We start from the raw sequence: 23405 nt of genomic DNA, 5'->3' as shown, positions 1-23405 counted from the left end.
TGTATACGGTTACACTGAATTGTATAAGAATTCATTTCATTTCTCTTTACAAAAATAGATTATCATATTTCACTGAACTAATCAATATAACGTTATAATGTTTGATTTAAGTTTACAGAATTTTTAATAGAATATCGTTTGTTTTTCTATGTGCTTCTTAGTTTCTTCATATAATATGATCTCATTAGGCTTTTTAAAAATTTTCGTGCTTTTCATAAAAAAGGCGGGAAGAAAAATTATCTATTTTTCTTCCCGCCCTTTTTTTAACGAATTCACAAAAATCCATTGATATAAGTTTTTTTAAAAAAAAACTAACTCTAAGTCAGACAAAAGGGGGTTTGAACATTGCCTCAAGACACTCGCTCCAATCAGCTTTGTTTCAAAATTTAGATAGAACCCCTTTTGTCTATAAACTGATTTAGATCCTTTTTTCTTTTTATTCAACCATATAATTAATCCAATAATTATTGCTATAAATAAAATTAATATGTCTATGTTTTACATTTAAAATTAATTTCGATCAGCTATTATTACTGAGGACATCCTGATGCACTTGCTTGCAGTCCAAATAGTTTAATAGCAGCATATTATTCCGGAAAGCACGCCTATCATGCATCAGTTATGCTAGTTGTAATAAACCAAGTTTATCTAAAATACGTATATATATTACACTAAGTCAAATCTTTCATTTAGAAGCCCTCGTTAATTAATTTATCCCCTCCTAGTATTACGGAGGAAATGTTGCTTTCCATAATATAAAAACCAAGAATGCTTATTTAAAAGCATTCTTGGTCTTGTTAATTGCCGTACTTCATTTGATTTACCTTTTTATGACACCCCCTCAATATATATCCCGTTCCGATGAAAGCCTTTAATTTACCTTTTTTGATCCTTTCCAATGGATTTCCCTCAAACGGTATTTTTGTAGCTTACCTGTTGCCGTTTTCGGTAAAGACTCTACGAATTCAACTTTTGTCGGTGCTTTAAAATGAGCCATTTTTGAGCGGCAAAAGGTAATGATCTCTATTTCTGTCACTTTTGCATTGAGCTGCAGCACAATGATTGCCTTAGGCGTTTCTCCCCATTTATCGTCTGGGATGGCAATGACCGCAGCCTCCAAAACATCTGGATGATTATACAATACCCCTTCTACCTCTGTTGAAGAAATATTTTCTCCGCCGGAAATGATTAAATCCTTAGCCCTGTCCTGTATCTCAATATATCCATCAGGATAGGTAACTGCCAGATCCCCGGTATGAAACCAGCCATCCCTAATTGCTTCGGCCGTCTTTTCCGGATCCTTATAATATCCTTCCATTACAACATTGCCGCGAGTGATGATTTCCCCCAGTTCCTTTCCATCCCAAGCGACTTCTTTCCCTTCTTGATTGACCACCATCGTTTCCCCATTGAAAACCAATTCAATACCTTGTCTTGCCTTTATTATTGCTTGTTCGTCCGCCGATTTAGCTTCAAACTCATCCTTCCACTCGTTATATAGGATGAAAGGGGAAGTTTCTGTTAATCCATATACGTGGATCATATTCAAACCAAGGATTTCTTGTGCCTTTTGTATAAGCGCTGCTGCTGGAGGAGCACCAGCTGTTGCCATCCTTGGACGCACTTTGATATTTGTTTCTTTTGCTTTAGGATCATTTACCAACATATTGACGACAGTAGGTGCTCCACATAACAATGTAATATTATGACGGCTGAATAATTTGAGGATAAGAGGGGGATCGACCTTCCTTAAACATACATGGGTCCCGCCAGTAGCCGTTACCGACCATACACCTCCCCAGCCATTAGCGTGAAACATCGGCAAGGTATGTAAGTATACATCGTCATGCTTCACTCCAAGGTGATAAATGAAATTAGCGGCATTCATGTAATTCCCGCGATGAGTCAACATTACCCCTTTTGGTTTTGAAGTAGTTCCACTCGTGTAATTTATAGTCAAAAGTTGATTTTCATCGATTGTAACCTCTGGCAGACCACCATCATTTGCATGCAAAATGAAATTCTCATAGTCTATCCCAGGTAAAGTGGTTTCATGTCCTTCAACAGGCACGATAATGATTTTTTCCAATGATAGTCTAGTAATGATCTTTTCGATTGGAGCGGTGAATTCTTCATCGACTATCAACATTTTTGAATCGCTATGCTTGATGATATATTCCAAATCCTCTGCAGCAAGCCTATAATTCAAAGGAACCATTACCGCTCCCATTTGACAAATGCCATAAAAACATTCCAACATATAATGCGTATTTGGCAACATTACTGCAATGTGGTCGCCTTTTTCAATTCCCGAAGAATGCAATGCTTTGGAAAGTTGATCTGTTCGCTGCCCGAATTCCTTATAAGTAAACTCTTTCTCTTCATCAATGACTGCCACTTTTTGAGGATAATATTTTACGGCCCTGCGCTTCCAATCCATTGGAGTTAATGGGGAAAACATTTTACCATCTCCTTCTTTTCAGATTCTTTGTATTCAGCACCCTGCCTGGTTCGTCATGATGAATCCTGAGAAAAAAACTTCTTATCCTTTTAATACATATTCATTTTCCAGCCGTCATATCTTCTTTAATGGATTCCTTACACCAAAATAAAATCATTGAATGACGTTTTCACCTAAATATTTTTTAATTATTCTGATAATTAATCTCCTAAAACAGTGAAATTCACTGCTTTAATAAATATATAGTGCATCTTCATTCTATTATAATGGAAACTGTACACGTCAGGAAGACTATATTTTATTCTCTATGCATGACGACAGATGTTCGGTAAGCTTCCCAACGATTTGTTTGAGACGTTCCGTTTCCTCTCCATTTAGGACGCTATAAAAGTCACGAAAGATTTTGGTAAAACACTTATTGATGGAATGATAGGTATTCCTTCCACTTTCAGTGGATTGGATAAAAACTACCCGCCGATCATCCTCACTATGTACCCTCTCAATCAACTTCTTCCGTTCAAGCCGATCAATTAGTGCAGTTCCTGCCGCAGGTTTAATCTTCAAATGATTCGAAACATCTTTAACAGCTATGGATTCATTCAAGACTATTAATTGCAATGCGCGATACTGTACAGAAGTTAAATCATATTTAACCAATAACGGTTCAACCAATTCTTGTGATAGTCTGCTTAGTTCCCTGATCTCTAGATGTAAATTATACAATTCACTTGAATTCATGTTTGACAATCCTTTCTTATTGACACTATCTATCTAAAACTATAACATAATTAACGTATCAAAAAATTAACCATGCGAATTAAATTGGTTATTGATTTTTTAAAGAGAGAGAGAGGCTGTCCATGTCAGCAGAACAACGCAAAAAGATCATTATCCTCATGATCAATATGTTTATAGCAATAGGAAGTTTCGGTATCATCATTCCCATTTTACCAGCATACCTGGCCTCCATTAATCAAGGCGGAACCGCCGCTGGCCTAATGATCGCCATTTTCGCGGGTGCACAACTTATCTTTTCGCCAATTGCCGGAAAATGGACTGACCAATTCGGGCGCAGAAAAATGATTATTTATGGATTGGTCGGTTTGACATTATCCATGTTTATTTTTTATGCAGTCAATTCCATTTGGTTATTATATGCTTCACGTATCATCGGCGGGATCGGGGCAGCTTTGCTTATACCCGCAATTTTTGCTTATGTAGCCGATATCACCACATTTGATCAACGCGCCAAAGGCAATAGTTTAGTATCTGCCGCCATGTCCCTGGGAATTGTAGTCGGTCCGGGAATTGGAGGTTTTTTAGCTGACTTTGGCTTGAAGTTTCCCTTTTTGATTTCTGCTCTGGTATCCCTATCAGCTGTTGTATTTTCGATTTTTGTTTTAAAAGAAAGCGAAACGGCACAGGTTCCACAATCCATGGATGCAAAAACTGAAACAATGATTCGGAAGATTGCCTTATCCGTGAAAATGCCTTATTTCATCCCACTCATCATTACTCTTGTAATGAGCTTTGGCCTAATGGCATATGAATCTGTAATTGGTCTTTATCTTGATAATCAATTCAATTCAAGTCCTAAGGACATCGCCGTCATGGTTACAGCCACCGGTATCGTCAGTGTAATAGTGCAACTGTTTGTCGTCGACCGGATTGTACAGCGTTTCGGGGAAGTGAATGTGCTGAATATCTTTATCAGTGTTGCAGCAATCGGTTTCCTTCTATCACTTTTTGCTACAAGTTACCTGATTTTCTTTTTGATTTCGCTTATCATCTTCCTTTCCACTTCCATCTTGCGTCCAGTTCTTAACACACTGATTTCCAAGATGGCAGGGAATGAACAGGGCTTTGCAATGGGTATGAATAATGCGTATATGAGCATTGGAAATGTGCTCGGACCTACACTTGCCGGAATGATGTATGATGTCCACATTACCTATCCGTTCATGTTGGGCCTTATCCTTTTATTCATTACTTTGATGATTACCATGGCTTGGCAAAAGCGATCTCTTCATGCGAAGGCATTATCCTAGAGCTTAGAAGGCATTTCAAGTTTCATGCCTTAACAAAACCCCCGAGTAGCAGCCGCCATTCGGGGGTTTTTCATTTATGATTTTTATATCAATTGAAATCCTCCAAAACTGTATATTCACGAGTAAAAGTTAAATCTCGCGGATATTCCCTCCATTTTCCGGAAGCAGCTCTAAATCTTCCGTAACATTCAAATTCACGAGTAAATGCGTCAAATTCACGAGTAAATGGATGAATCTCACGAGTATTTGATCCGAATTCACGAGTAAATGGCTCTAATTCACGAGTAACGCTTCAATCTCTTGGATATTCGCTCCATTTTCATGCGGAAACAGCTCAAAATCTTGCGTAACAATCGAAACCATTTGCTTCTTAAGTTAATGATTTTATATGACCAAAACAAAAAGCGGCCTTTTTCCTCTAATAGAGAATAAGGCCGCTTATCATTCAGTTTTTCTCATTTATATTGTTATTAGGGGAAAATGATTTTCATTTAATATATACGGCTTTTTTCCCTTTACTGCTTTCAAAAGCTGCATCAATGATTTTAATGACCGATAATCCCTCTTGGGCGGTTACTGGAGCTTTTTTTCCGCTCAATATACTATCTGCAATTGCCTGGTAATATGTTAAATAAGATCCATTCAGTGTTTCAATGGTTTCATGTGTCTCATTTTCACCTTCAACCGTAACCAGCTTACCATAGAATTCGGGTTCATCTGCACCCCAAGAGTCATCCAACGGTTTTTTCCCCTCACTTAGGGCTGCCTCTTGGCAGTCAAGACCGTACTTGATAAATGATCCTTTACTTCCATGCACCTGATAGCGCGGTCCATTAAACGGAACGATTGAGCCTGAATGCAAGATAACTCTTAGCTTTTCATATCCTAATATTACATGGAAATAATCATCCGTTTCTGCATTTTCTTTTTGGGAAAATACATCTGCCCAAACGAATTGCGGCAATCCAAACAAATGAAGTGCTTGATCGATGAGATGTGATCCTAAATCATAAAGCATGCCTGATCCCGGACCTGGTTTTTCCCTCCATCTATCCCTGACCACAGGCCGGTATCGATCATAATGGACTTGGTATGTATTGATTTCCCCAAGCACTCCATCATCCATAAGTTTTTTCACGGTCAAAAAGTCATTATCCCATCTCCGATTATGATAGACACTTAATAGCAGATCCTTTTCCTCGGCAATCTTAATGAGCTCCTCCGCCTCCCAAGCTTCCACTACCATTGGCTTTTCAAGAATGACATGCTTCCCTGCTAACAAGCTTTGCTTGGCCATTTCATAATGTAAACCACTCGGTGTCGTAATAACAGCCAAATCAATGGATGGGTCTTCAAGAATCTCCTCTAAGCTGCTTACCACTTCAACATCTTTCAAATCTTTTTGGACTTTTTCCTTATTGGAGCTGACAACTTTCGCTATTTGAAACTGCCCTAAAACACTTAGTAACGGCGCGTGAAAAGTAGCTCCTGACAATCCGTATCCAACTATGCCCACTTTAATTTTTCTCATTTTCGTTCCCACTCGCTTTCTTGTTCCTCTTAAACATACATTTTATTATATTTCATTGTCCGGGTATGTATCTCTCAAAAACTTGACAGATTGATTAATCAATTCTTTCAATACGTTAATATCGATATCTGCCACTTTATTGATGTACACACACGCTTTTCCGGAAGTGTGTTTACCAAATGCCTGTAACAATTCTTCTCTTTCTTTGTCTCCCGTAGCAAAATATAAACTGATTTTTGCTTTTCGAGGCGAGAAGCCTACCAGGGGGGCATCGCCTTCGTGACCTGATTCATATTTATAATGATAGGTACCGAACCCAATTATGCTCGGTCCCCACATCTTTGCCTCATAACCTGTCGTTTCGGTAAAAACATCCAACAATTCGTATGCATCTTCACGTTTTTTCGGATTATCGACGTTCTCAATGAACTCAATGACACTACTGTCAGTTTCTTTGGTTTTTTGTTTATACATGACCGGACCTCCCTTTTATTAAAAGGTAGAAAAAATTCATAAGATATCGCTTGCACAGTATTTTAGATTGATATGTATACAGCCTTCATCATCGATGTATCAATGATTGGCGGATCTTCATTACTAGTTCTCCACGCTTCATGGCAAATCCTTCATTCAATACCCTTATATATTATAGAACATTAATTCGTTTTATTCTATTTTAAGAGCAGAGTTATATAGATAAATCTTTTTTGCGTTAAAAATCGGTACTTATCATAAAAATCTCTACGATCAGAAAATATAATTCTGATCGTAGATTTTTGCATTAAAAGGAAAAATGCAGTTTATCCAGACCTATTGCCGCCGGATTTTTTCAATTTCATCAGCTATGAATTGTACCTGTGTCCCTACGATGACTTGAATGCTTTGGGGACCCACGATATTGATTCCAGCAACCCCTGTTGATTTGATTTTATTCTGATCGACAGCTCCCATATTTTCCACTTCAACTCTTAAACGGGTAACGCAGTTATCTACAGATGTAACGTTTGCGTCTCCGCCTAATCCCTCATAAATAGCGGAAGCCATTCCAAAGAATTTACTCTCATTATTCCCGCCTTGACTGCTGTCTGCTTCCGCAGTCGCTCCTCCGCCATCAAGCTCATCTTCTGTATCATCTTCTCTTCCGGGAGTCATTAAATTGAACCTTGTAATCAAGAATCGGAATAAGAAATAGTAGATGACAGCAAAAGCCAGTCCTTGAAGAAGTAGCATATACGGTTCATTTGCCAATGGCAACCTTGAACTTAAAATAAAGTCAATGAATCCTGCACTAAAACCGAACCCTGCTGTCCATTGGAAAGTCGCAGCAATAGCTAATGATATTCCTGTTAATAAGGCATGCACAACGAATAGGGCTGGTGCAACAAACATGAAAGCAAATTCCAACGGTTCAGTAACGCCTGTGAAAAATGAAGCGAAACCGGCTGCGAGCATTAATGAGGCAACTTGTTTTTTCTTCCGTGATTTTGCCGTATGGTACATGGCAAGAGCTGCTGCCGGCAAACCGAACATCATGACGGGAAAGAATCCGGCTTGATACATGCCTGTGGTTCCTTTTATTCCTGTTCCAGCCCAGAATTTACCGATATCGTTAAGTCCTATCACATCGAACCAGAATACGGAGTTTAACGCATGATGTAAACCTGTTGGTATCAAAAGCCGATTAAAGAATCCATAGAGTCCTGCTCCAGCAGCTCCTAATTCACTTATTCCTTCCCCAAATATAACTAACCAGGAATAGATGAGCGGCCATACGAAGAATAATAATAGGGAAACCAGTAACATGACAACCGCAGTAAGGATCGGGACAAGGCGTTTACCGCTAAAGAAAGCGAGTGCATCCGGCAGCTCGACCTTACTGAACCGATTATACATAGCTGCCGCTATAAGGCCCGAGAGGATTCCGACAAATGCATTTTCTATTTTCACAAATGCTGGATTTACATCTTTTGCATCAATTCCCTGCAGCATCGCTACAGAGTCCGTGGAAAGCAATGTCGTTACAACCAGATAGGCTACCAGCCCGCTTAAAGCGGCGGCTCCATCTTTTCCTTTCGACATCCCCAACGCCACTCCAACAGCAAACAATATAGCCATATTGTCTATAATCGAAGAACCTGCTTTTATTAAGAAAGCCGCTAACGGACTTCCCGCTCCCCATCCTGCCGGATCTATCCAATAACCGATCCCCATTAAAATGGCGGCTGCCGGTAATACGGCTACTGGCAGCATCAAGGAACGTCCAATTTTTTGAAGATATTTTTTCATCCCGCTTTCCTCCTGTCAATTACTGATTTAGGGCAAACCCCATATTCTATTAGACAACGGTTCCTTCCATTTTAGAACTTCATTTCATATATAAAGTTGGCTATATTCAGGAATAAAGTCTTAGCGATTTACTCCTCCATCAAAAGTTCATAAAAAAAAGAAAAGTCCAACCGGACTTTTCTTTTTTCACTTATTTATAGAGCAAGTAGTTTTTACGAACCTTTTTAAAAGCATCCTGCTTTACTTGATACTCCTTCATGATTTCATTTACTGATGAACCTTCTTCAATTCTGGACATTACCCAGCCATTGCCAATCAATAAATTGAAATTTTTGGCTGCAAGGAATTCGAAATCATCAGGATATAGATCCTGAATGGTCTTGATGATGTGAAGTCCAGTAGGAACAGCCTTGAATTCCTCTCTATCCGTTATATAAATTTCCACTCCGTGGCTGAGTTTACCTGCATGTTTTGAAAATGTAGGTGTAAAGGAGGCTGCCCTGAATTTTACGCCAGGTAACCTTAATTCATTTAATTTCCCAGCAAGCTCATCACTGTTTATATAAGGAGCACCAATCAACTCGAATGGTTTAGTCGTCCCTCTGCCTTCCGAGACATTCGTTCCCTCGATCAAGCCTGTAGCCGGATATACGAAAGTAGTGGAAACTGCGGGCATATTCGGTGACGGCAAGACAAAAGGGAGACCAGTATCATCATAGTCCATATCTCGCTTCCAGCCTTTCATCTTGATGACCTTTAGATCTGCACCAATATTAAATTCCTTATTGAACAAAGTCGCGAGTTCCCCAACTGTCATCCCATGCTTTAGAGGTATTGGGTACAAACCGACAAACGATGAGAATTCAGGTTCAAGTACCGGCCCATCTACCGACTGCCCGCCCTGTGGGTTCGGCCGATCCAGCACGATAAAGGGGATATCATTTTCTTTGGCTGCTTCCATTGCATATGCCATCGTGTAGATATAAGTGTAATAGCGTGTTCCGACATCCTGGATATCAAAAACAAGGACCTCCACATCCTTTAACATTTCAGGCGTCGGTTTTTTCGTTTTGCCATATAAGCTATAAACAGGCAACCCTGTTTTTTCATCAATATAATATTCAACGCTTGCACCAGCTTGCGCATCTCCACGCACTCCATGTTCAGGACCAAATAACGCTGTCAAATTAATGTCTGGATCATCATGAAGTAGATCGACGATGCTGGTTAATTTTGAATCGATGCCAGTTGGGTTCGTAATCAAGCCGACTTTCTTTCCGCTTAACACGTTCTTTTCTTCTTTTAAAAGGACTTCAATACCGGGACTGACCTTTTGTTTTTTCTTCTCTTTAACAGCGGTTACACTTTTTGAGGAAACAATGCCGAAAGTCAACAGACAAATGGTAAATAGGATTATCATTCTTTTCAAACTGCTTCCCTCCCTATTTTCTAATGGGTCTTCCAGATTTAATATCTAATCCATATCCAAATTTATAAAGACTTTCAGAGGGCTTAATTACTGATGGTATATCAACCGGCAACGTACCTTTAGGTTTTGATACTCCAAAAATGGCCGAAATTCCTGCCGGGATATTCGGCTGTCTATAACGCCCATTCGAATACCCTTTGAACCCGTAAACAGCAAGAACCGCTTTCGCTTCTTCAAAGTTTGCAACATCATAAGGGTTTCTTAAACTCATTAATACAAATTCTTTATCTTTCTTATTAGCATGATTCATGACCGCTCTAGGGAAGGCTGTTGCCCACTTCGAAGAATCTTGAATGCTATCATCGATCACTCCATCATTGACAGCCGGATCGTTTTTGACAACATAGGAACCAGTTATGACAAAGTCCGATTCATCAATGAGCCTTGCCACTTGATCAGTAAATGACTTTCCTGAAAAACTCATACCCGTTATTTGGACTTTCTTTATTTTCTTTTTATCAGCTAATTCGCTGATGCTCCTGGACATGGATTCAACTTGGTCATCAAAAGGAGCAAGAATTAAAACTTTATCATTTTTCTTAGGTTTGAAAGGCAATGTTTTGTCTTCATTTTTCAATAAGGTGATGGCATCTTCCGCGATTTTCCGTTCTTTTTTCAAATGATCTTCATTCCCTACCACTTGAAGCGCGGTTTCGATTTTTTTATCGATCGGAGTTTCATCAGGGTTTAATATCCCTCTTTTCACTTTTAGTTCCAGGATCCTCGTTACAGATTGGTTGACTTGATTTAGAGGAATTTCCCCGCTTGCCACTGCTGCCTTCACTGCATTGAATACAGAGGTTAAATTCTTTTCCATTTGAAGCGAATTAACCTGTGCAGGCATCAATGCAATATCAACACCAGACTTCAGGGCAAGGACTACGGCTTCTTCCTGTCCGAAGTTGTCCGCGATGGCTTTCATATTCAATGCATCTGTAACCACAACACCGTCAAAACCCATTTCTTCACGTAATAGACCCGTAATGACTTTATGTGACAACGTTGCAGGAACCATAATCTCTTGACCGTCTTTTTTACTGATATAGGTAGTGTCATCGAATGCAGGAAACTGAACATGTGCAGTCATCATCATATCAACTCCAGCATCAATGGCCCTTTGGAAAGGCATCAACTCGATGGAACGCAAACGTTCTTTTTCATGAGAAACAAGGGGAAGACCATAATGACTATCGACTGCTGTATCTCCGTGGCCGGGGAAATGCTTGGTCGTTGCTATCGTGTTCTGATTTTGCAATCCTTTTATCGTTTGAATGCCCAGCTTTGCTACAAGTTCCGGATCAGAACTGAAGGAACGAACGCCAATAACGGGATTTCCAGGATTATTATTGACATCGACAGACGGCCCGAAATTGACATTTATGCCAAGTGACGACAGTTCCTTGCCAATGATTTCTCCGGATTGATAAGCATAACTTTCTTTTCTGGCTGCACCAAGTGCCATATTGCCAGGAAGGTTCGTTCCAGTTTGAAGGCGAGTTACGATTCCACCTTCCTGATCAATCGTTATGAACAGCGGAAGGTCCGGGCTTGCCATCTGCAAACCATCGGTGAGCCGTACCGTTTGTTCGGTATCGACTACATTCTCTGCAAACAGAATAACACCGCCCAGATGATATTTTTTGATGATGCTTGCAACTTCTGAGTTCATTTCAATAAACCCCGTCGTCTTCGATTCTCCTTGTTTTTGCCAATTACGAAAATCAGGCATGAGCATTTGACCGACTTTTTCATCGACTGTCATGTTTGCTACGATTCCCTGAATATCCGATACCGTTTTTTCAGTCTCTGATCCTTTTGCTGTCGCATTCCCTCCCAGAATGGATAAAACCAAGAATAATGCTATTCCAGCAGGGGCACATATCCTTTTTATCATTTAGGCTTCCTCCCTTGTATACTTTCTAGTTCTGTTAGCAGCAATTCCATAACCACTTCCATGAAGGGGTATAAATGAATGGAAAAGAACTATATAGATCCTATAAAGAAACCAAGGCAGCATTGGGAATCCCGTCTGCCGCCTCTTTTAACAAGCCATCATGAAATATATCCTATTATCCCCGTATAATTGATTCATAGAGCCCAATTGGTCACTCAATTATAAGTTTTATCGTTTGACCAGGCTTTAGAAGGGACAGCAAGGGAATATCTTCTTCTATAATTCGCCCAATCACATTAACTCGGTGATTTGCTTCTAGGTCTCTCTTGCAAATTTGGACCTCTCCCCGATACCTTCCGTAACCATCATTGTCCATCGTTATGGATCCAAGGATGCGTGCAACTGTATTACTCGGCTCAACATTTGCTGTGACCCGGGTATCCTGCAGCCGGAAAACATCTTGAGAAACATCTGGCCTCAATTCGTACTGACCGCTTTGTAAGAGTCGGGATTCCGCTCTAACAGTTAGAATATTTTGATTTTTATAGGCAGTCAGATTCTCAAGCAGATTATTCTCCGTTCCTTGATCTCCAACGTAAACTCCTTCCACATGCTGAAACAGCTCGATACCGGCAGCGTAAGGATTCATCAACCTGTGTTTTTCAAGCGTTGGAAGACCTTCATGAATTGGACCGCGTTTACTTCCTGCACCTGGGATGAAAGCAAAGATCGGAATGCCGTATTTCATGAACAGTTGATTTTGTTCATGAAAGAATTCTTCCTCAAGGCCCGTTTCAGGCCTTGGATAAAAGTTGTGCCAAGCTATCAGATTTTCCGGTTCCACACCGCCTCCAAGCACGGCTAAAAGTTCATCTTCATTCAACGTGCTTGCATTCAGTGAAAGTGAAAACACCTTGGATAAGGATATGACCGTTTCTTTATCAAATCCATCATCAAGGCGAATACCTTTAATACCTAATCTCCATAAATCCGTAAATTTGCTAATCCCCAAATGATCAAGCGTTTTTATTGAGATATCTGCATGGATTTCCATTCCGCAGGACTCTGAAAGCTTTAAAAGCCTGATCATTCTCTTTACCAGTTCGCCCTTTTCTTCAGGAATATGAAGCGAGGTAAATGCTCTCTTCACTCCCAGGTCAGCAGCATGTTTGATTTGTGTTTCTGCATGCGGGTCTTGTAGATAAAAAGAGATTCCGATCACTTGAATTCAACCGCCATTTCATCATTAAATCCAAACAGATACGTAAAAATAAATCCTGCTATATAGGAAATGAACAGTCCAGCGAGGAACAGAGCGATTTGATTTGGATGAACTAAAAAGGTAAGCGGCAGTCCGGACACACCGATGGACGACGTTGCGATTCCGAATTGAGCCTGGAATGCTCCGCCTACTCCTGCACCTAAACATGCCGTTAAGAAAGGCCGGCCCAATGGCAGGGTCACTCCAAATATAAGAGGTTCGCCGATACCTAGCATCCCGGAAGGAAGGCCTCCTCCGATTGCTCTCTTCAAACTTGCTTTCTTCGTTTTCATATAGATGGCAAATGCCGCTCCCACTTGGCCCGCGCCACCCATCGCCAAAATGGGAAGCAGTGGATCATCTCCAATCGAATTTATCAATTCTAGATGGACAGGAGTTAAACCTTGATGTAAACCAGTAATGACGAGAGGGAGGAAGGCTGCACCAAGGACGAATCCAGCTACAACACCGCCGAAATCCAATACATTCAATAACCCAGTCGTAATGGCATCCGATAAAAACCCACCTACCGGCATAAATACAATGTAAGTGACAATCCCAGTAATGAGTAAAGCGATGGTTGGCGTCAAAATGATATCCAGTGATTGAGGAATGAATTTCCTGACCTGTTTTTCCACCAAGGCTATGAAAATAGCTGCAAAGAGGACTCCTATCAACCCACCGCGGCCAGGGAGCAAATTTTCACCGAACAATGAAATGTCACCGACAGCGGGGTTGATGACCAAAATGCCTGCAAGTGCACCTAGTGCAGGTGATCCACCGTATTCTTTTGCTGCATTGGTCCCAACCAAAATCCCCAAGTAGGCAAACAGCCCCGATCCGATAACGGTTAAAATGATGGCTAATTGTGATTCTGCTGCTAGCCAGCCTGCTTGAACGATTGCTTTTGTAATACCGGTTATCAAACCTGATGCCACTAGGGCGGGAATTAAAGGGATGAAAATACTTGCAATCCTGCGTAAAAAAAGTTTAAAAGGTTTTGCATTTTTCCTATCAATCTCTGATTTATTCTTCGAGGCTACTTCCTTTAAGTTCAAATTGCCTGAATAATCTTCCAAAAGCTTTTCAAATTCTGCATGAACCTTGTTCACCACGCCTGGACCGAGGACGATTTGTATCGTTTCCTCTTCAATGACGCCAAAAACGCCTTCAGTATTTTTTATATCTTCCATTTTTACTTTCGAACGATCGATTGGCAATACCCTTAGTCTGGTCATACAATGTGCAGCATCGGCAACATTTGATGCCCCGCCTAATTTCCCCAATAATTCTTCGGCTAAACTGGCGTACTTATCCCCCTTACCCATTCAAAAGCCCCCTTTGTCAAATCTCGTATCAATCATTTATATCGATCTGTCATCGATTTAATGGCAGACCTGGTGTTATCAATATATTGGACAGTCTCTTCATATTGCTCTGAAGCCATCCCCAAAAACAAAATGTCAATCATATATAATTGTGCCAATCGTGAGGATGTGGCTGCACTTCGAAACGGTGCTTCATTCGAAAAGGATGTATACAGTGTAGCGTCACACAAAGAAGATACCGTTGTTTGGCCATAATGAGTCAGCCCAATCGTCTTTACCCCACGTTCTTTTGCCAGCTTCAATATATTGACAACTTCAGGTGTTTCCCCTGAGAATGAAATGGCAAAAACGATATCATTTTCATCAGCATTTGCAATCAAGGTTGCAACTAAATGCATATCTGTAAAAGCCGTTGCCCCTTTATTGATGCGAAGTAATTTTTGCTGAGCATCAGCCGCAACTATATTCGAAGCACCGACACCGCAAAAGTGGACAGTTTTAGCATTCAGCATCAGCGTTATCGCATGTTTGAGATTATCGTGATCGATTATTTCAGATGTGTCCCGGATGGTCTGAATCGAATTACTCGTTGTTTTCTCAACAATCCGATACAGTGATTCGGAAGGTTCGATATCCCGGTAGCCCTGTTCAACGGTCTTCATCAAATCTCCAGCAATCCTTATTTTCAGATCTTGAAATCCTTTTATGCCAAGCGACTTACACAACCTAATAACAGCAGCCCCGCTTGTTTGGGCAGACGTACTTAATTCCTGTACAGTGCTGTTCACAACTTCATGAGGATTCTTGAGAATATATTCTGCTAGTTTTTGTTCAGATTGCGGCAGCTTGCTCAACATTGTCTGTATGATTGATAATCCTCCTGTAGCCATTTCTTCCCTCCTTAATCTTCATAGATTGAGATGGCTTTTCTGACATCTCCATCAGCATTTTCCAGTAACTCCATTGCTTTTTCATAATCTGTTGCCGTTTTTATCATGACAATCGCTGGCTTAACTTGATTATTTGCCTTTTCAAGCGTATTCAATGCTTGATCATAGTCAGCATTCGTTACAGTTTCTATGATGCTTATTGCACGGTCCTTCAGTTTTTGATTACTGACATTTACATCTACCATCAGATTTTCATAGACTTTTCCCAGCCGGATCATGGTTGCCGTTGAAATCATATTGAGTACCATTTTATGTGCGGTTGCGGCTTTCATTCTCGTGGATCCTGTTAACACTTCCGGTCCGACAACCACTTCAATCCCTATATCCGCTGCTTCTGTGATGCTCGCGTTTTTATTGCATGATAAAGCAACCGCTTTAGCCCCGACTTTTCTTGCATAACGTAAAGCGCCCTTCACATAAGGGGTACGACCGCTTGCCGCAATGCCAATAACCGTATCATTTGCTGTAAGGCCCACATCCATCAGATCACATTCCCCAAACTCTTCTTTATCCTCTGCTCCTTCAACAGCCCGAACAAACGCCTTTTCCCCTCCTGCGATTATTCCCAGTACCCTATCAGGCGGTGTGCTGAAAGTCGGGGGACATTCCACTGCATCAAGCACACCGAGTCTTCCGCTCGTTCCTGCTCCGATGTAAATGAGCCTCCCCCCTTTTTTTAACGATTCGCAAGCCCATTCAACCACCGTTTCAATTTCTGGCAATACCTCCTCAACCGCTGCTGCCACTTTAAAATCTTCTTTATTGATTGCAGAAATGATTTCCATCGTATTTACACTGTCGATATTCATTGTCTTTTCGTTCCGTAATTCAGTCGTTAATGAACGCAAATGTTCTTCCATAGACAATTAAATCCTCCCATAAACAATTACTTAAATATAATTTCATTTTTTAATAGAAAATAATGAAATTATATTTCATATTATATTCAATGATAGCGTTTTCATTACTCGGATACAAGATATTTTTGGTGATCTTGCACCACAGGATTTTTTCAACAATAAAAAAACGTGTACCGTCCCCAAACTTGGGAACTATACACGCACAAGTTATATAATAAAATGCCAAACTAGTATACTACTTCGGCCCCAGGATACCTCATTCCTTTACCCAGTTAACGAATAGGGACTACTTTCCCGTTTTCTACTGCACCGACGACAATAGTTGATGCAAATCCTCCATTTTCATCAATCGAGGGAATATCGTATATTTTTTGATCTGGCCCTATATTGGAAAGTCCATCTTGCATATGCTTACGGATGGCCTTGGCATCATCAACGCTGCCTGCAGATTTCATCGCTTCTACAAACGCATACATGGCGATATAATTCAATCCTACTTCTGAGCTTGGATCTTCCTTATAATTCTTTTGATATTTCTCAACGAAAGCAGGTATTGCTTCTTCATCTGAGTCCATCAGTGGCAAAACGCCAATCGAGCCTTCCAATGTTTCATATGACCCTGCAATCGGCTTCATTTGATCCAGCTTTGCTTGATCCATGATGATGAAACCACCCTTAAAGCCTAGCTCCCGAGCTTGCTTCGCTACTTTTGCCGTAGGTTCCGAAGCACCACCGATAAATAGCACATCAGGATCTTTTTTCAAGGCATTGGTGACAATCGTAAAGAAATCGGTTTCTTTGGCGAAATCAATCGATGAATTATAAACGACTTTTCCGCCTTGCTTTTCCCAATGTGGGAGCACGGCCTCCGTCCAGTCTTTACCGTATTGCGAAGATGTTGGCAAAGCGGCAATCTTCTTGCCGAAATGTTCCATTGCATATGTTGTAAAAGGTTCAATATAACCCTCGTAATTCGGTGGAATTCGAACGGTTAATGAATTTCCGCTTTCGGTCACTGCCGGTTCACTCGTATATGCCCCAATTATGAATTCCTCTTGTTCATTAAAAACCTGAAGTGCCAGCACACCTCCGCTATGAGGCGTGAAAATGATCGGCGTATCATATTCCTGAATTAACCGTTTAGCATTCGACCCTGTTTCATTTGGAAGGTATTTATCATCCAACGAAACTAAATTCAATGTGTATTTCTTACCATCTACTTCAAACCCACCAGCATCATTAATTTCATTGACAGCCATTTCTACACCATTCAATGTCCGTTTCCCATATAACGCTGCCGCACCGCTTAAAGGACCGCTAAAACCGATGTTAACGACATTATCACTTTTGCCTTTACTGCCACTGCTTGACACAGTGCTATCCCCTTTATTGCACCCAGTCAACACAGTGATCATTAGCAGGAGAAAAATAAATAATACTTTCAGTTTTTTCATGAAAATCCCCCATTCAATTTTTTCAGGCTCCAATATACGCTTTCCTTACTTCATCATTGGCTAATAACTCACTTGCTGTCCCTTGAACGACAATTTCCCCATTTTCAAAAACATATCCTTTATCTGCAATGCCAAGAGCAGCATTCGCGTTTTGTTCAGCAAGCAGGACCGTGATTCCTTCGCGGTTTATTTCTTCAATGACCCGAAACATTTGTTCAACAATAAGTGGAGCGAGTCCCACCGAAGGCTCATCAAGCATCAACAATTTCGGTTTCGACATCAAAGCTCTTCCAATTGCGAGCATTTGCTGTTGGCCGCCGCTCAGGCTTCCCGCCTCATCATGATGCTTTTCTTTTAAAATCGGGAATAAGTGATAGACGTATTCCAAGGAATCCTTGATCTCCGCTTTCTTCTTTCGATGCACATAAGCACCCATCCTCAGATTTTCCTGGACGGTCATTTGTGGAAACAGTTTACGTCCTTCGGCACACTGGACGATTCCCTCCCGAACATTCTTATCCGGGGCACGGCCCGCTATCGGCATGCCCAGAAAATGAATTTCCCCCTTGGACAGCTTACTGATTCCGCTTATGGAACGAAAAGTCGTGCTTTTTCCTGCCCCATTAGCTCCCAACAAAACAACGATCTCTCCCTTGGCAACTTCGATATTCACATGTTTTATCGCAGTGAAACTACCATAATTCACGGCGACATCGGTTAACTTAAGCACTGGCACTCCCTCCTAAATAGGCTTTAATCACCGCTTCATTTCCGCGGATTTCCTTAGGTGTGCCCTCGGCAATTTTTTCTCCGTAATTAAGGACCATGATGTGGTCTGCCAAGTTCATGATCATATGCATTTTGTGCTCGATTAAACAAACGGTCAGTCCCGATCGATTCAATTTTTTAATCAGTTCTGTCAAGCCTTCCGTTTCATCAGGGTTGATTCCCGCAGCAGGTTCATCAAGAAAGATAATTTCCGGTTCAGTCGCAAGGGCAAGGGCAAGGGCTGTCCGTTTCTTTTCCTCCTGCGAGATGCTGGAGACCATTCTGTCAGCCGATTTCGTCAATCCGACAATATCAAGAACTTCCATTGCCTTATCCCTGCAAGCCGCTTCCTCCCGTTTTAAACGTTTTGTTCTTAGAATGGCATCCACCAGATTGGATTTGGTTCGCAGCCTATGACCGACAATGACATTATCCAACACGGTCGTTTGATCAAAAAGGCTTGTCGTTTGAAAGGTTCTTGAAATTCCGAGCCCCGCTATTTCATTGGCAGGAAGTTTGGTGATATCAATCCCCTTAAATAGGACCGTCCCGGAAGTTGGTCGATGAAAGCCACTGATCAAGTTGAAAAAAGTTGATTTTCCTGCACCATTTGGTCCGATTATTGCATTGATTCTACCTTTTTCAATTGTAAAATCCACATTATTGACGGCCGCCAATCCTCCAAACCGCTTTGTCAAATTCTTCGTTTCGATTAGCAAATTCATCCCTCCTCAGCTTTTATGTGCATTTCGCTTCTCACCCTGGACAGTTCATTATCTTTTCGCTTTCTTTTCCAATCAAAGAAGGCACCTGCGATTCCGCGCGGATAAAAGATTATGATCACCGTAAGCAATGGCCCGAATATCAACATTCGATATTCTTGAAGGAATTGCAGATTTTGCGAAAGGATTACTAACAATAATGTTCCTACCAAAGGACCTGAAAGTGTCCCGATTCCACCAACCAATAAATACATCAATAGATCGAACATTATGGCAGTTGATCCGATATCAGGTCCAATGAAACGAATGAATGAAGCATACAAAGCACCTGCCAAACCTGCAAAGAATGTGGAAAGGACAAATGCGGTTAACTTATTCTTCATTGTGGATATACCAATGGTTTTTGCAAGGTCCTCGCTGTTCCTGATGGCCATATACGTCCTGCCGGTCAACGAGCGTATAATTCGATACACGACTAAAATCACTGCAAGCAGGAAAATGAGGACTAGATAATATTGGGATGCTGCAGTATCGAAGGTGATCGGCCCTATATTTCCAGGAGCAGGGATACCGATCAATCCCCTAACCCCCTCTGTAAGTCCTTCCCATTTATCAATGACCAGATATATGATGTAACCCACACATAGGGTATAAATCGCGAAAAAGTGTTCCTTTGTCCTCAGCGCGATCAAACCGATTAAAAACCCAATTGCACATGTGATTAAGCATGCACATACAAGTGCCAGCCAAAAGTTCATTTCCGCTTTTACCGTCAGGAGGCCAAGTGAATATGCTCCAATCGCAAAAAATCCAGCATGTGCAAGCGAGAGATATCCAGTATATCCTGATAATAAATTGATTCCATAAACAGCTATCGCCCAGATGAACGAAAGTGTCAGCATATGGAGATAATAATCGTTTTGAGCGATAAAGGGGAATGAAAAAGCAAAGATGATAAGTGCGATAATCCCATTTCTTTTCGTTAATATCTTCACGCTACCTCTCCCCCTTGGCAAAAAGACCTGTTGGTTTCACGGTTAATATTACGACTAAAAGAATGAATGCAATGATGTCTTTATAATCATTTGAAATATAAGTTGCGCCCAGACTCTCACTGAAACCTAGGATATATCCGCCTACGATCGCCCCCGGGATGCTCCCCATCCCGCCCAATATGATAATGACGAATGCTTTTAGGATGACTAAATGCCCCATGCCGGGAAAAACAAGGTTAATCGGTGATGCAAGGGATGAAGCGATGGCTGCTAATCCTCCCGATATCATGAAGGTAAGCATTGCGACTTTATTTATGTTGATTCCCACTAATGAAGCACCTTCACGGCTTTGGGACATCGCTATAATCGTCGAGCCGGCATAAGTTTTCTTTAGGAAAAGGTAAAGTAAAACCATCACTGCGATAGCTGATATGATGATCAATAATCGCTGAAGTGTGAACGTCAGGCCCATGATATTGACCACCTGGCCGTATGGAGAAGTCATTGTATGGAAGTCGGCACCCCAGACAAATTGGGCAAAGGCTTCAAGAAAAAGGAGAATTCCGATTGCCGCTATCTTATCGTGCAATGGAGGTGCCTCCCTTAACAGGCGAAACACGAAACGTTCCAAAAGGACTCCCAACAAACCAACAACGATAATGGATACGAACATGGCAATCCAGTAATTGACCCCATATAAGGTCATCATTGATAACGTGATATATCCACCCAACATATATAGGGCACCGTGGGCAAAGTTCGGGATATGCAATATTCCATATACTAGCGTCAATCCCAGGGCAACAAGACTATATACGCTGCCAATCGTCAAACCATTAAAAAGCTGCTGGATCAAAATTTCCATTTACTTCCTCCTTGAAAATTATTGAATTTCACTTTGCTGTTCATTCCCTGGCCTACCATCCTGTCCATATTTTGAAAGCACACCTCTGTGATGAAAAACACTTTAATTTTTCCCTCACAGGCTCAACCTCCCGGGGAGGAATAGTAAGTATTATTTCCCTATATTCTCCACCTACAGATAAAGATTAGGTGTAGCGAAAAAAACACCCGATTTTTTGTTAGCGCTTTCATTTATAATGACAACTTATTACTGTACATGACGTTTTGTCCTCATTCATTCTGCCTTATGAATCTAGGCGGTACGATTGTGCAGACAAGCAGATGCTTATTTTAGGGATAGCCAATGATTACAACTTCTCTTTTAATAACGGTTTACCCATGGTAATCGTCTTGTTCGTTCACCCCTTCCACACCACTAAAGGACCATTACGCAGATTAATTTCCTGTATGTAGATTATTTCTTGTATGTAGATTATTTCTTGTATTATAAATGCAAGTGCCATGCCAACATGAACTCACCGACAATTAGGCTATTCACCAGTCAGTGAATTCATTATTGAATTGTAAAAATCAAAAGTAACGATTCCATACGGGATGTCCGTCATTCACTATTGACTGAAAAAATCATTTCTGAATCAATAAAATAATTAAATGAAGACATTAAATGAAAGGGATCCAATAATAACCTTCACAGCCTTAATCGTTTTAAGCAAGTCCAGGTTAAAATGCACAAAAAAACAGCACCCTCCATTGTTGGATGGTTTCCAACAATGGAGGTGCTGTTCAAACTCACCTATTCTTTTCCACTGACCTTTAATCGGTATTTTTTAAGTTTCCTCACAATTGTTGCCTGACTGGAATCTAGGGCCTCTGCGATTTCATATGTAGTTTGGTAGGTTTGAGCCGCTTTCGTCAAGATTTCCTTTTCGGCTCTTTCCACCGCTTCTTTTAAAGTTAGGGTAGCATTGAGGTTCGGCTGATTCCGATTTTCCGGCTGATATTCTTCCGGAAGGTCGTTAATCGATAATATTTGATTATCCGTCAGCACGACGAGCCTTTCCACTATATTAATCAATTCACGGACATTTCCTGGCCAATCATGTTGATAAAAATATTCCTTCAACCGCGAATCTATTTCTTTTGAGAATTTATATTGTTCGTTTGCTTTTGTTAAAAATAAGTCAGTCAATGCCAAGATATCCTCTCTTCTTTCCCGTAGAGGAGGAATCGTAATCGGAATGACATTCAGCCTATAAAAGAGGTCTTCACGAAACTCACCCGCTTTGACCATTTCCGATAGATTTCTGTTCGTGGCTGCTATTATGCGAACATCGATCTTCTTTGGCTTTGTTCCACCGATTCTTTGAATCTCCCTTTCCTGAAGGGCCCGAAGCAGCTTCACTTGAAGTTGCAGGGGAAGCTCACCAACTTCATCCAGGAATAAGATCCCACTCTCTGCAAGCTCAAACATCCCTGGTTTGCCTTTTTGATTGGCTCCGGTAAATGCCCCTCCTTCATATCCAAAGAGCTCGGATTCCAATAAATCAGCAGGAATTGCCCCACAATTTATTTTGATGAAATCTCCTTTTTTAGATCGGATGCTCCGATTATAAATATTTCGGGCAAGGACATCCTTTCCAACACCCGTTTCTCCCAGAATGAGTACTGTTGCATCAATATCCGATATTCTTTCAGCAATTTCATAAATCATTTTCATTTTATCACTGACAAATACGACTCCATCCTTGCTTGTTATCTTCCGCAGTTTTTCAATTTCCTGCTTATATTGATTATTCAGTTCATTTACTTTCGTCAACTCGTGCATCAGTTCATTTAAATCGGATAAATCTCTTATATTCGTAACGACTTGCTCTATTTCCCCTTCTGCATTAAAAACGGGACTTCCTGTAATCAATGTTTCCTTTCCAGCAAAATTATCCTGTACGACTGATACCGTTCGTCTCAGCTTCACTACCTTATGCGTCACCGAAGCATTCAGTATGCCGCGTTTAATTAATTGGTCCACCGATTTGCCGATATAATACTCTTTTGGTATGCCCGTGATCCGTTCAATTGCCGAATTGGTATAAAGCGTGATTCCATCTTGATCGGTGATGTATATTCCATCATAGGAGTTTTCGATAATGGCATCCAGTGCGCGATTCAATTTATCCGTTTCATGCGCATCAATCAATAAATCGTCCAAAAATTCTGTTTCACTGCCTATATATAGAATATTGTCAGCATCCATTTGTTTCATTAATAAAAATAAATACCGCTTATCATGCAGCCTTGCAGCTGCAAGCCTTTTATTATCGAGAAATTGCCACTCATCGAATTGTTCGGTTAGTGTATTATTACCATCCTGACTTAACGATTGATTAAAATAGTTGCCCCAATCCTTTATCCGATTTTCAGAATCCACGACTAGTGCAGGGATGGTCGACTCTTTGAGCAAATTAATCCGAGAATCCTGTTTCACTTGATTCATTAC

Annotated in this window: 19 protein-coding genes; 1 reads left to right on the top strand and 18 read right to left on the bottom strand. The window is 40.8% G+C overall.

What is annotated here, in order from left to right:
* Positions 1–871 precede the first annotated feature (871 nt).
* Both ACSR9O_RS06745 and ACSR9O_RS06740 read right to left on the bottom strand, forming a co-directional pair.
* Complete coding sequence (locus ACSR9O_RS06745; RefSeq protein ID WP_491724171.1) at positions 872–2461, bottom strand: long-chain-fatty-acid--CoA ligase; 1590 nt, start codon at positions 2459–2461, stop codon at positions 872–874.
* Between the two features lie 291 nt (positions 2462–2752).
* The gene (locus ACSR9O_RS06740; RefSeq protein ID WP_101221922.1) at positions 2753–3199 is read right to left on the bottom strand and encodes a MarR family winged helix-turn-helix transcriptional regulator; all 447 of its coding nucleotides are present in this window, start codon (positions 3197–3199) and stop codon (positions 2753–2755) included.
* Between the two features lie 122 nt (positions 3200–3321).
* On the opposite strand from ACSR9O_RS06740, the gene ACSR9O_RS06735 reads away from it, so the two are divergent.
* Positions 3322–4509 (top strand): MFS transporter, encoded by a 1188-nt coding sequence (locus tag ACSR9O_RS06735; protein WP_230176380.1) that lies wholly within the window; start codon positions 3322–3324, stop codon positions 4507–4509.
* A gap of 129 nt (positions 4510–4638) precedes the next feature.
* On the opposite strand, the gene ACSR9O_RS06730 is transcribed toward ACSR9O_RS06735, so the two are convergent.
* From ACSR9O_RS06730 to ACSR9O_RS06655, 16 genes are all read right to left on the bottom strand, one after another.
* A complete protein-coding gene (locus tag ACSR9O_RS06730; RefSeq protein WP_260357528.1) occupies positions 4639–4770 on the bottom strand; it encodes a hypothetical protein in 132 nt (43 codons plus the stop codon).
* Between the two features lie 226 nt (positions 4771–4996).
* Entirely contained in the window at positions 4997–6040 is a 1044-nt protein-coding gene (locus ACSR9O_RS06725; protein ID WP_402942536.1) for an oxidoreductase, read from the bottom strand.
* Between the two features lie 45 nt (positions 6041–6085).
* Positions 6086–6514, bottom strand: coding sequence for a DUF1801 domain-containing protein (locus ACSR9O_RS06720; protein WP_230176382.1), 429 nt, complete (start codon positions 6512–6514; stop codon positions 6086–6088).
* A gap of 336 nt (positions 6515–6850) precedes the next feature.
* On the bottom strand, positions 6851–8326 hold the full coding sequence (gene nagE / locus ACSR9O_RS06715; protein ID WP_260357523.1) for an N-acetylglucosamine-specific PTS transporter subunit IIBC: 1476 nt from the start codon (positions 8324–8326) through the stop codon (positions 6851–6853).
* 190 nt (positions 8327–8516) lie between these two features.
* Positions 8517–9755 carry an exo-beta-N-acetylmuramidase NamZ family protein gene (locus ACSR9O_RS06710; RefSeq protein ID WP_491724170.1) on the bottom strand — a complete coding sequence of 413 codons (1239 nt, stop codon included), beginning with the start codon at positions 9753–9755 and terminating at the stop codon, positions 8517–8519.
* A gap of 13 nt (positions 9756–9768) precedes the next feature.
* Positions 9769–11709 (bottom strand): glycoside hydrolase family 3 protein, encoded by a 1941-nt coding sequence (locus tag ACSR9O_RS06705; RefSeq protein WP_491724169.1) that lies wholly within the window; start codon positions 11707–11709, stop codon positions 9769–9771.
* Positions 11710–11920: 211 nt separating this feature from the next.
* Positions 11921–12931, bottom strand: a complete 1011-nt coding sequence (locus tag ACSR9O_RS06700) for a MupG family TIM beta-alpha barrel fold protein (protein ID WP_491724168.1) — start codon at positions 12929–12931, stop codon at positions 11921–11923.
* Positions 12928–14298, bottom strand: a complete 1371-nt coding sequence (locus ACSR9O_RS06695) for a PTS transporter subunit EIIC (protein WP_101221916.1) — start codon at positions 14296–14298, stop codon at positions 12928–12930. The genes ACSR9O_RS06700 and ACSR9O_RS06695 overlap by 4 nt, the downstream gene beginning before the upstream one ends.
* Before the next feature lie 32 nt (positions 14299–14330).
* Positions 14331–15188 (bottom strand): MurR/RpiR family transcriptional regulator, encoded by an 858-nt coding sequence (locus ACSR9O_RS06690; protein ID WP_101221915.1) that lies wholly within the window; start codon positions 15186–15188, stop codon positions 14331–14333.
* A gap of 11 nt (positions 15189–15199) precedes the next feature.
* The gene (murQ, locus tag ACSR9O_RS06685; protein WP_402903721.1) at positions 15200–16108 is read right to left on the bottom strand and encodes an N-acetylmuramic acid 6-phosphate etherase; all 909 of its coding nucleotides are present in this window, start codon (positions 16106–16108) and stop codon (positions 15200–15202) included.
* A gap of 272 nt (positions 16109–16380) precedes the next feature.
* Positions 16381–17562: an ABC transporter substrate-binding protein gene (locus ACSR9O_RS06680; RefSeq protein ID WP_101222243.1), complete on the bottom strand. Its 1182-nt coding sequence runs from the start codon at positions 17560–17562 to the stop codon at positions 16381–16383.
* Positions 17563–17584: 22 nt separating this feature from the next.
* Positions 17585–18292, bottom strand: coding sequence for an ABC transporter ATP-binding protein (locus ACSR9O_RS06675; protein WP_101221913.1), 708 nt, complete (start codon positions 18290–18292; stop codon positions 17585–17587).
* On the bottom strand, positions 18285–19055 hold the full coding sequence (locus ACSR9O_RS06670; protein WP_491724167.1) for an ABC transporter ATP-binding protein: 771 nt from the start codon (positions 19053–19055) through the stop codon (positions 18285–18287). The genes ACSR9O_RS06675 and ACSR9O_RS06670 overlap by 8 nt, the downstream gene beginning before the upstream one ends.
* Positions 19052–20047 carry a branched-chain amino acid ABC transporter permease gene (locus tag ACSR9O_RS06665; protein WP_101221911.1) on the bottom strand — a complete coding sequence of 332 codons (996 nt, stop codon included), beginning with the start codon at positions 20045–20047 and terminating at the stop codon, positions 19052–19054. Before ACSR9O_RS06665 ends, ACSR9O_RS06670 begins: the two co-directional genes overlap by 4 nt.
* A gap of 1 nt (position 20048) precedes the next feature.
* Positions 20049–20912, bottom strand: coding sequence for a branched-chain amino acid ABC transporter permease (locus ACSR9O_RS06660; protein WP_230176387.1), 864 nt, complete (start codon positions 20910–20912; stop codon positions 20049–20051).
* A gap of 792 nt (positions 20913–21704) precedes the next feature.
* The gene (locus ACSR9O_RS06655) at positions 21705–23402 is read right to left on the bottom strand and encodes a sigma-54 interaction domain-containing protein (RefSeq protein WP_232782872.1); all 1698 of its coding nucleotides are present in this window, start codon (positions 23400–23402) and stop codon (positions 21705–21707) included.
* Positions 23403–23405: the final 3 nt, after the last annotated feature.

The organism is Peribacillus sp. B65 (assembly GCF_058513295.1).
This window is presented reverse-complemented; position numbering and strand designations above follow the sequence as displayed.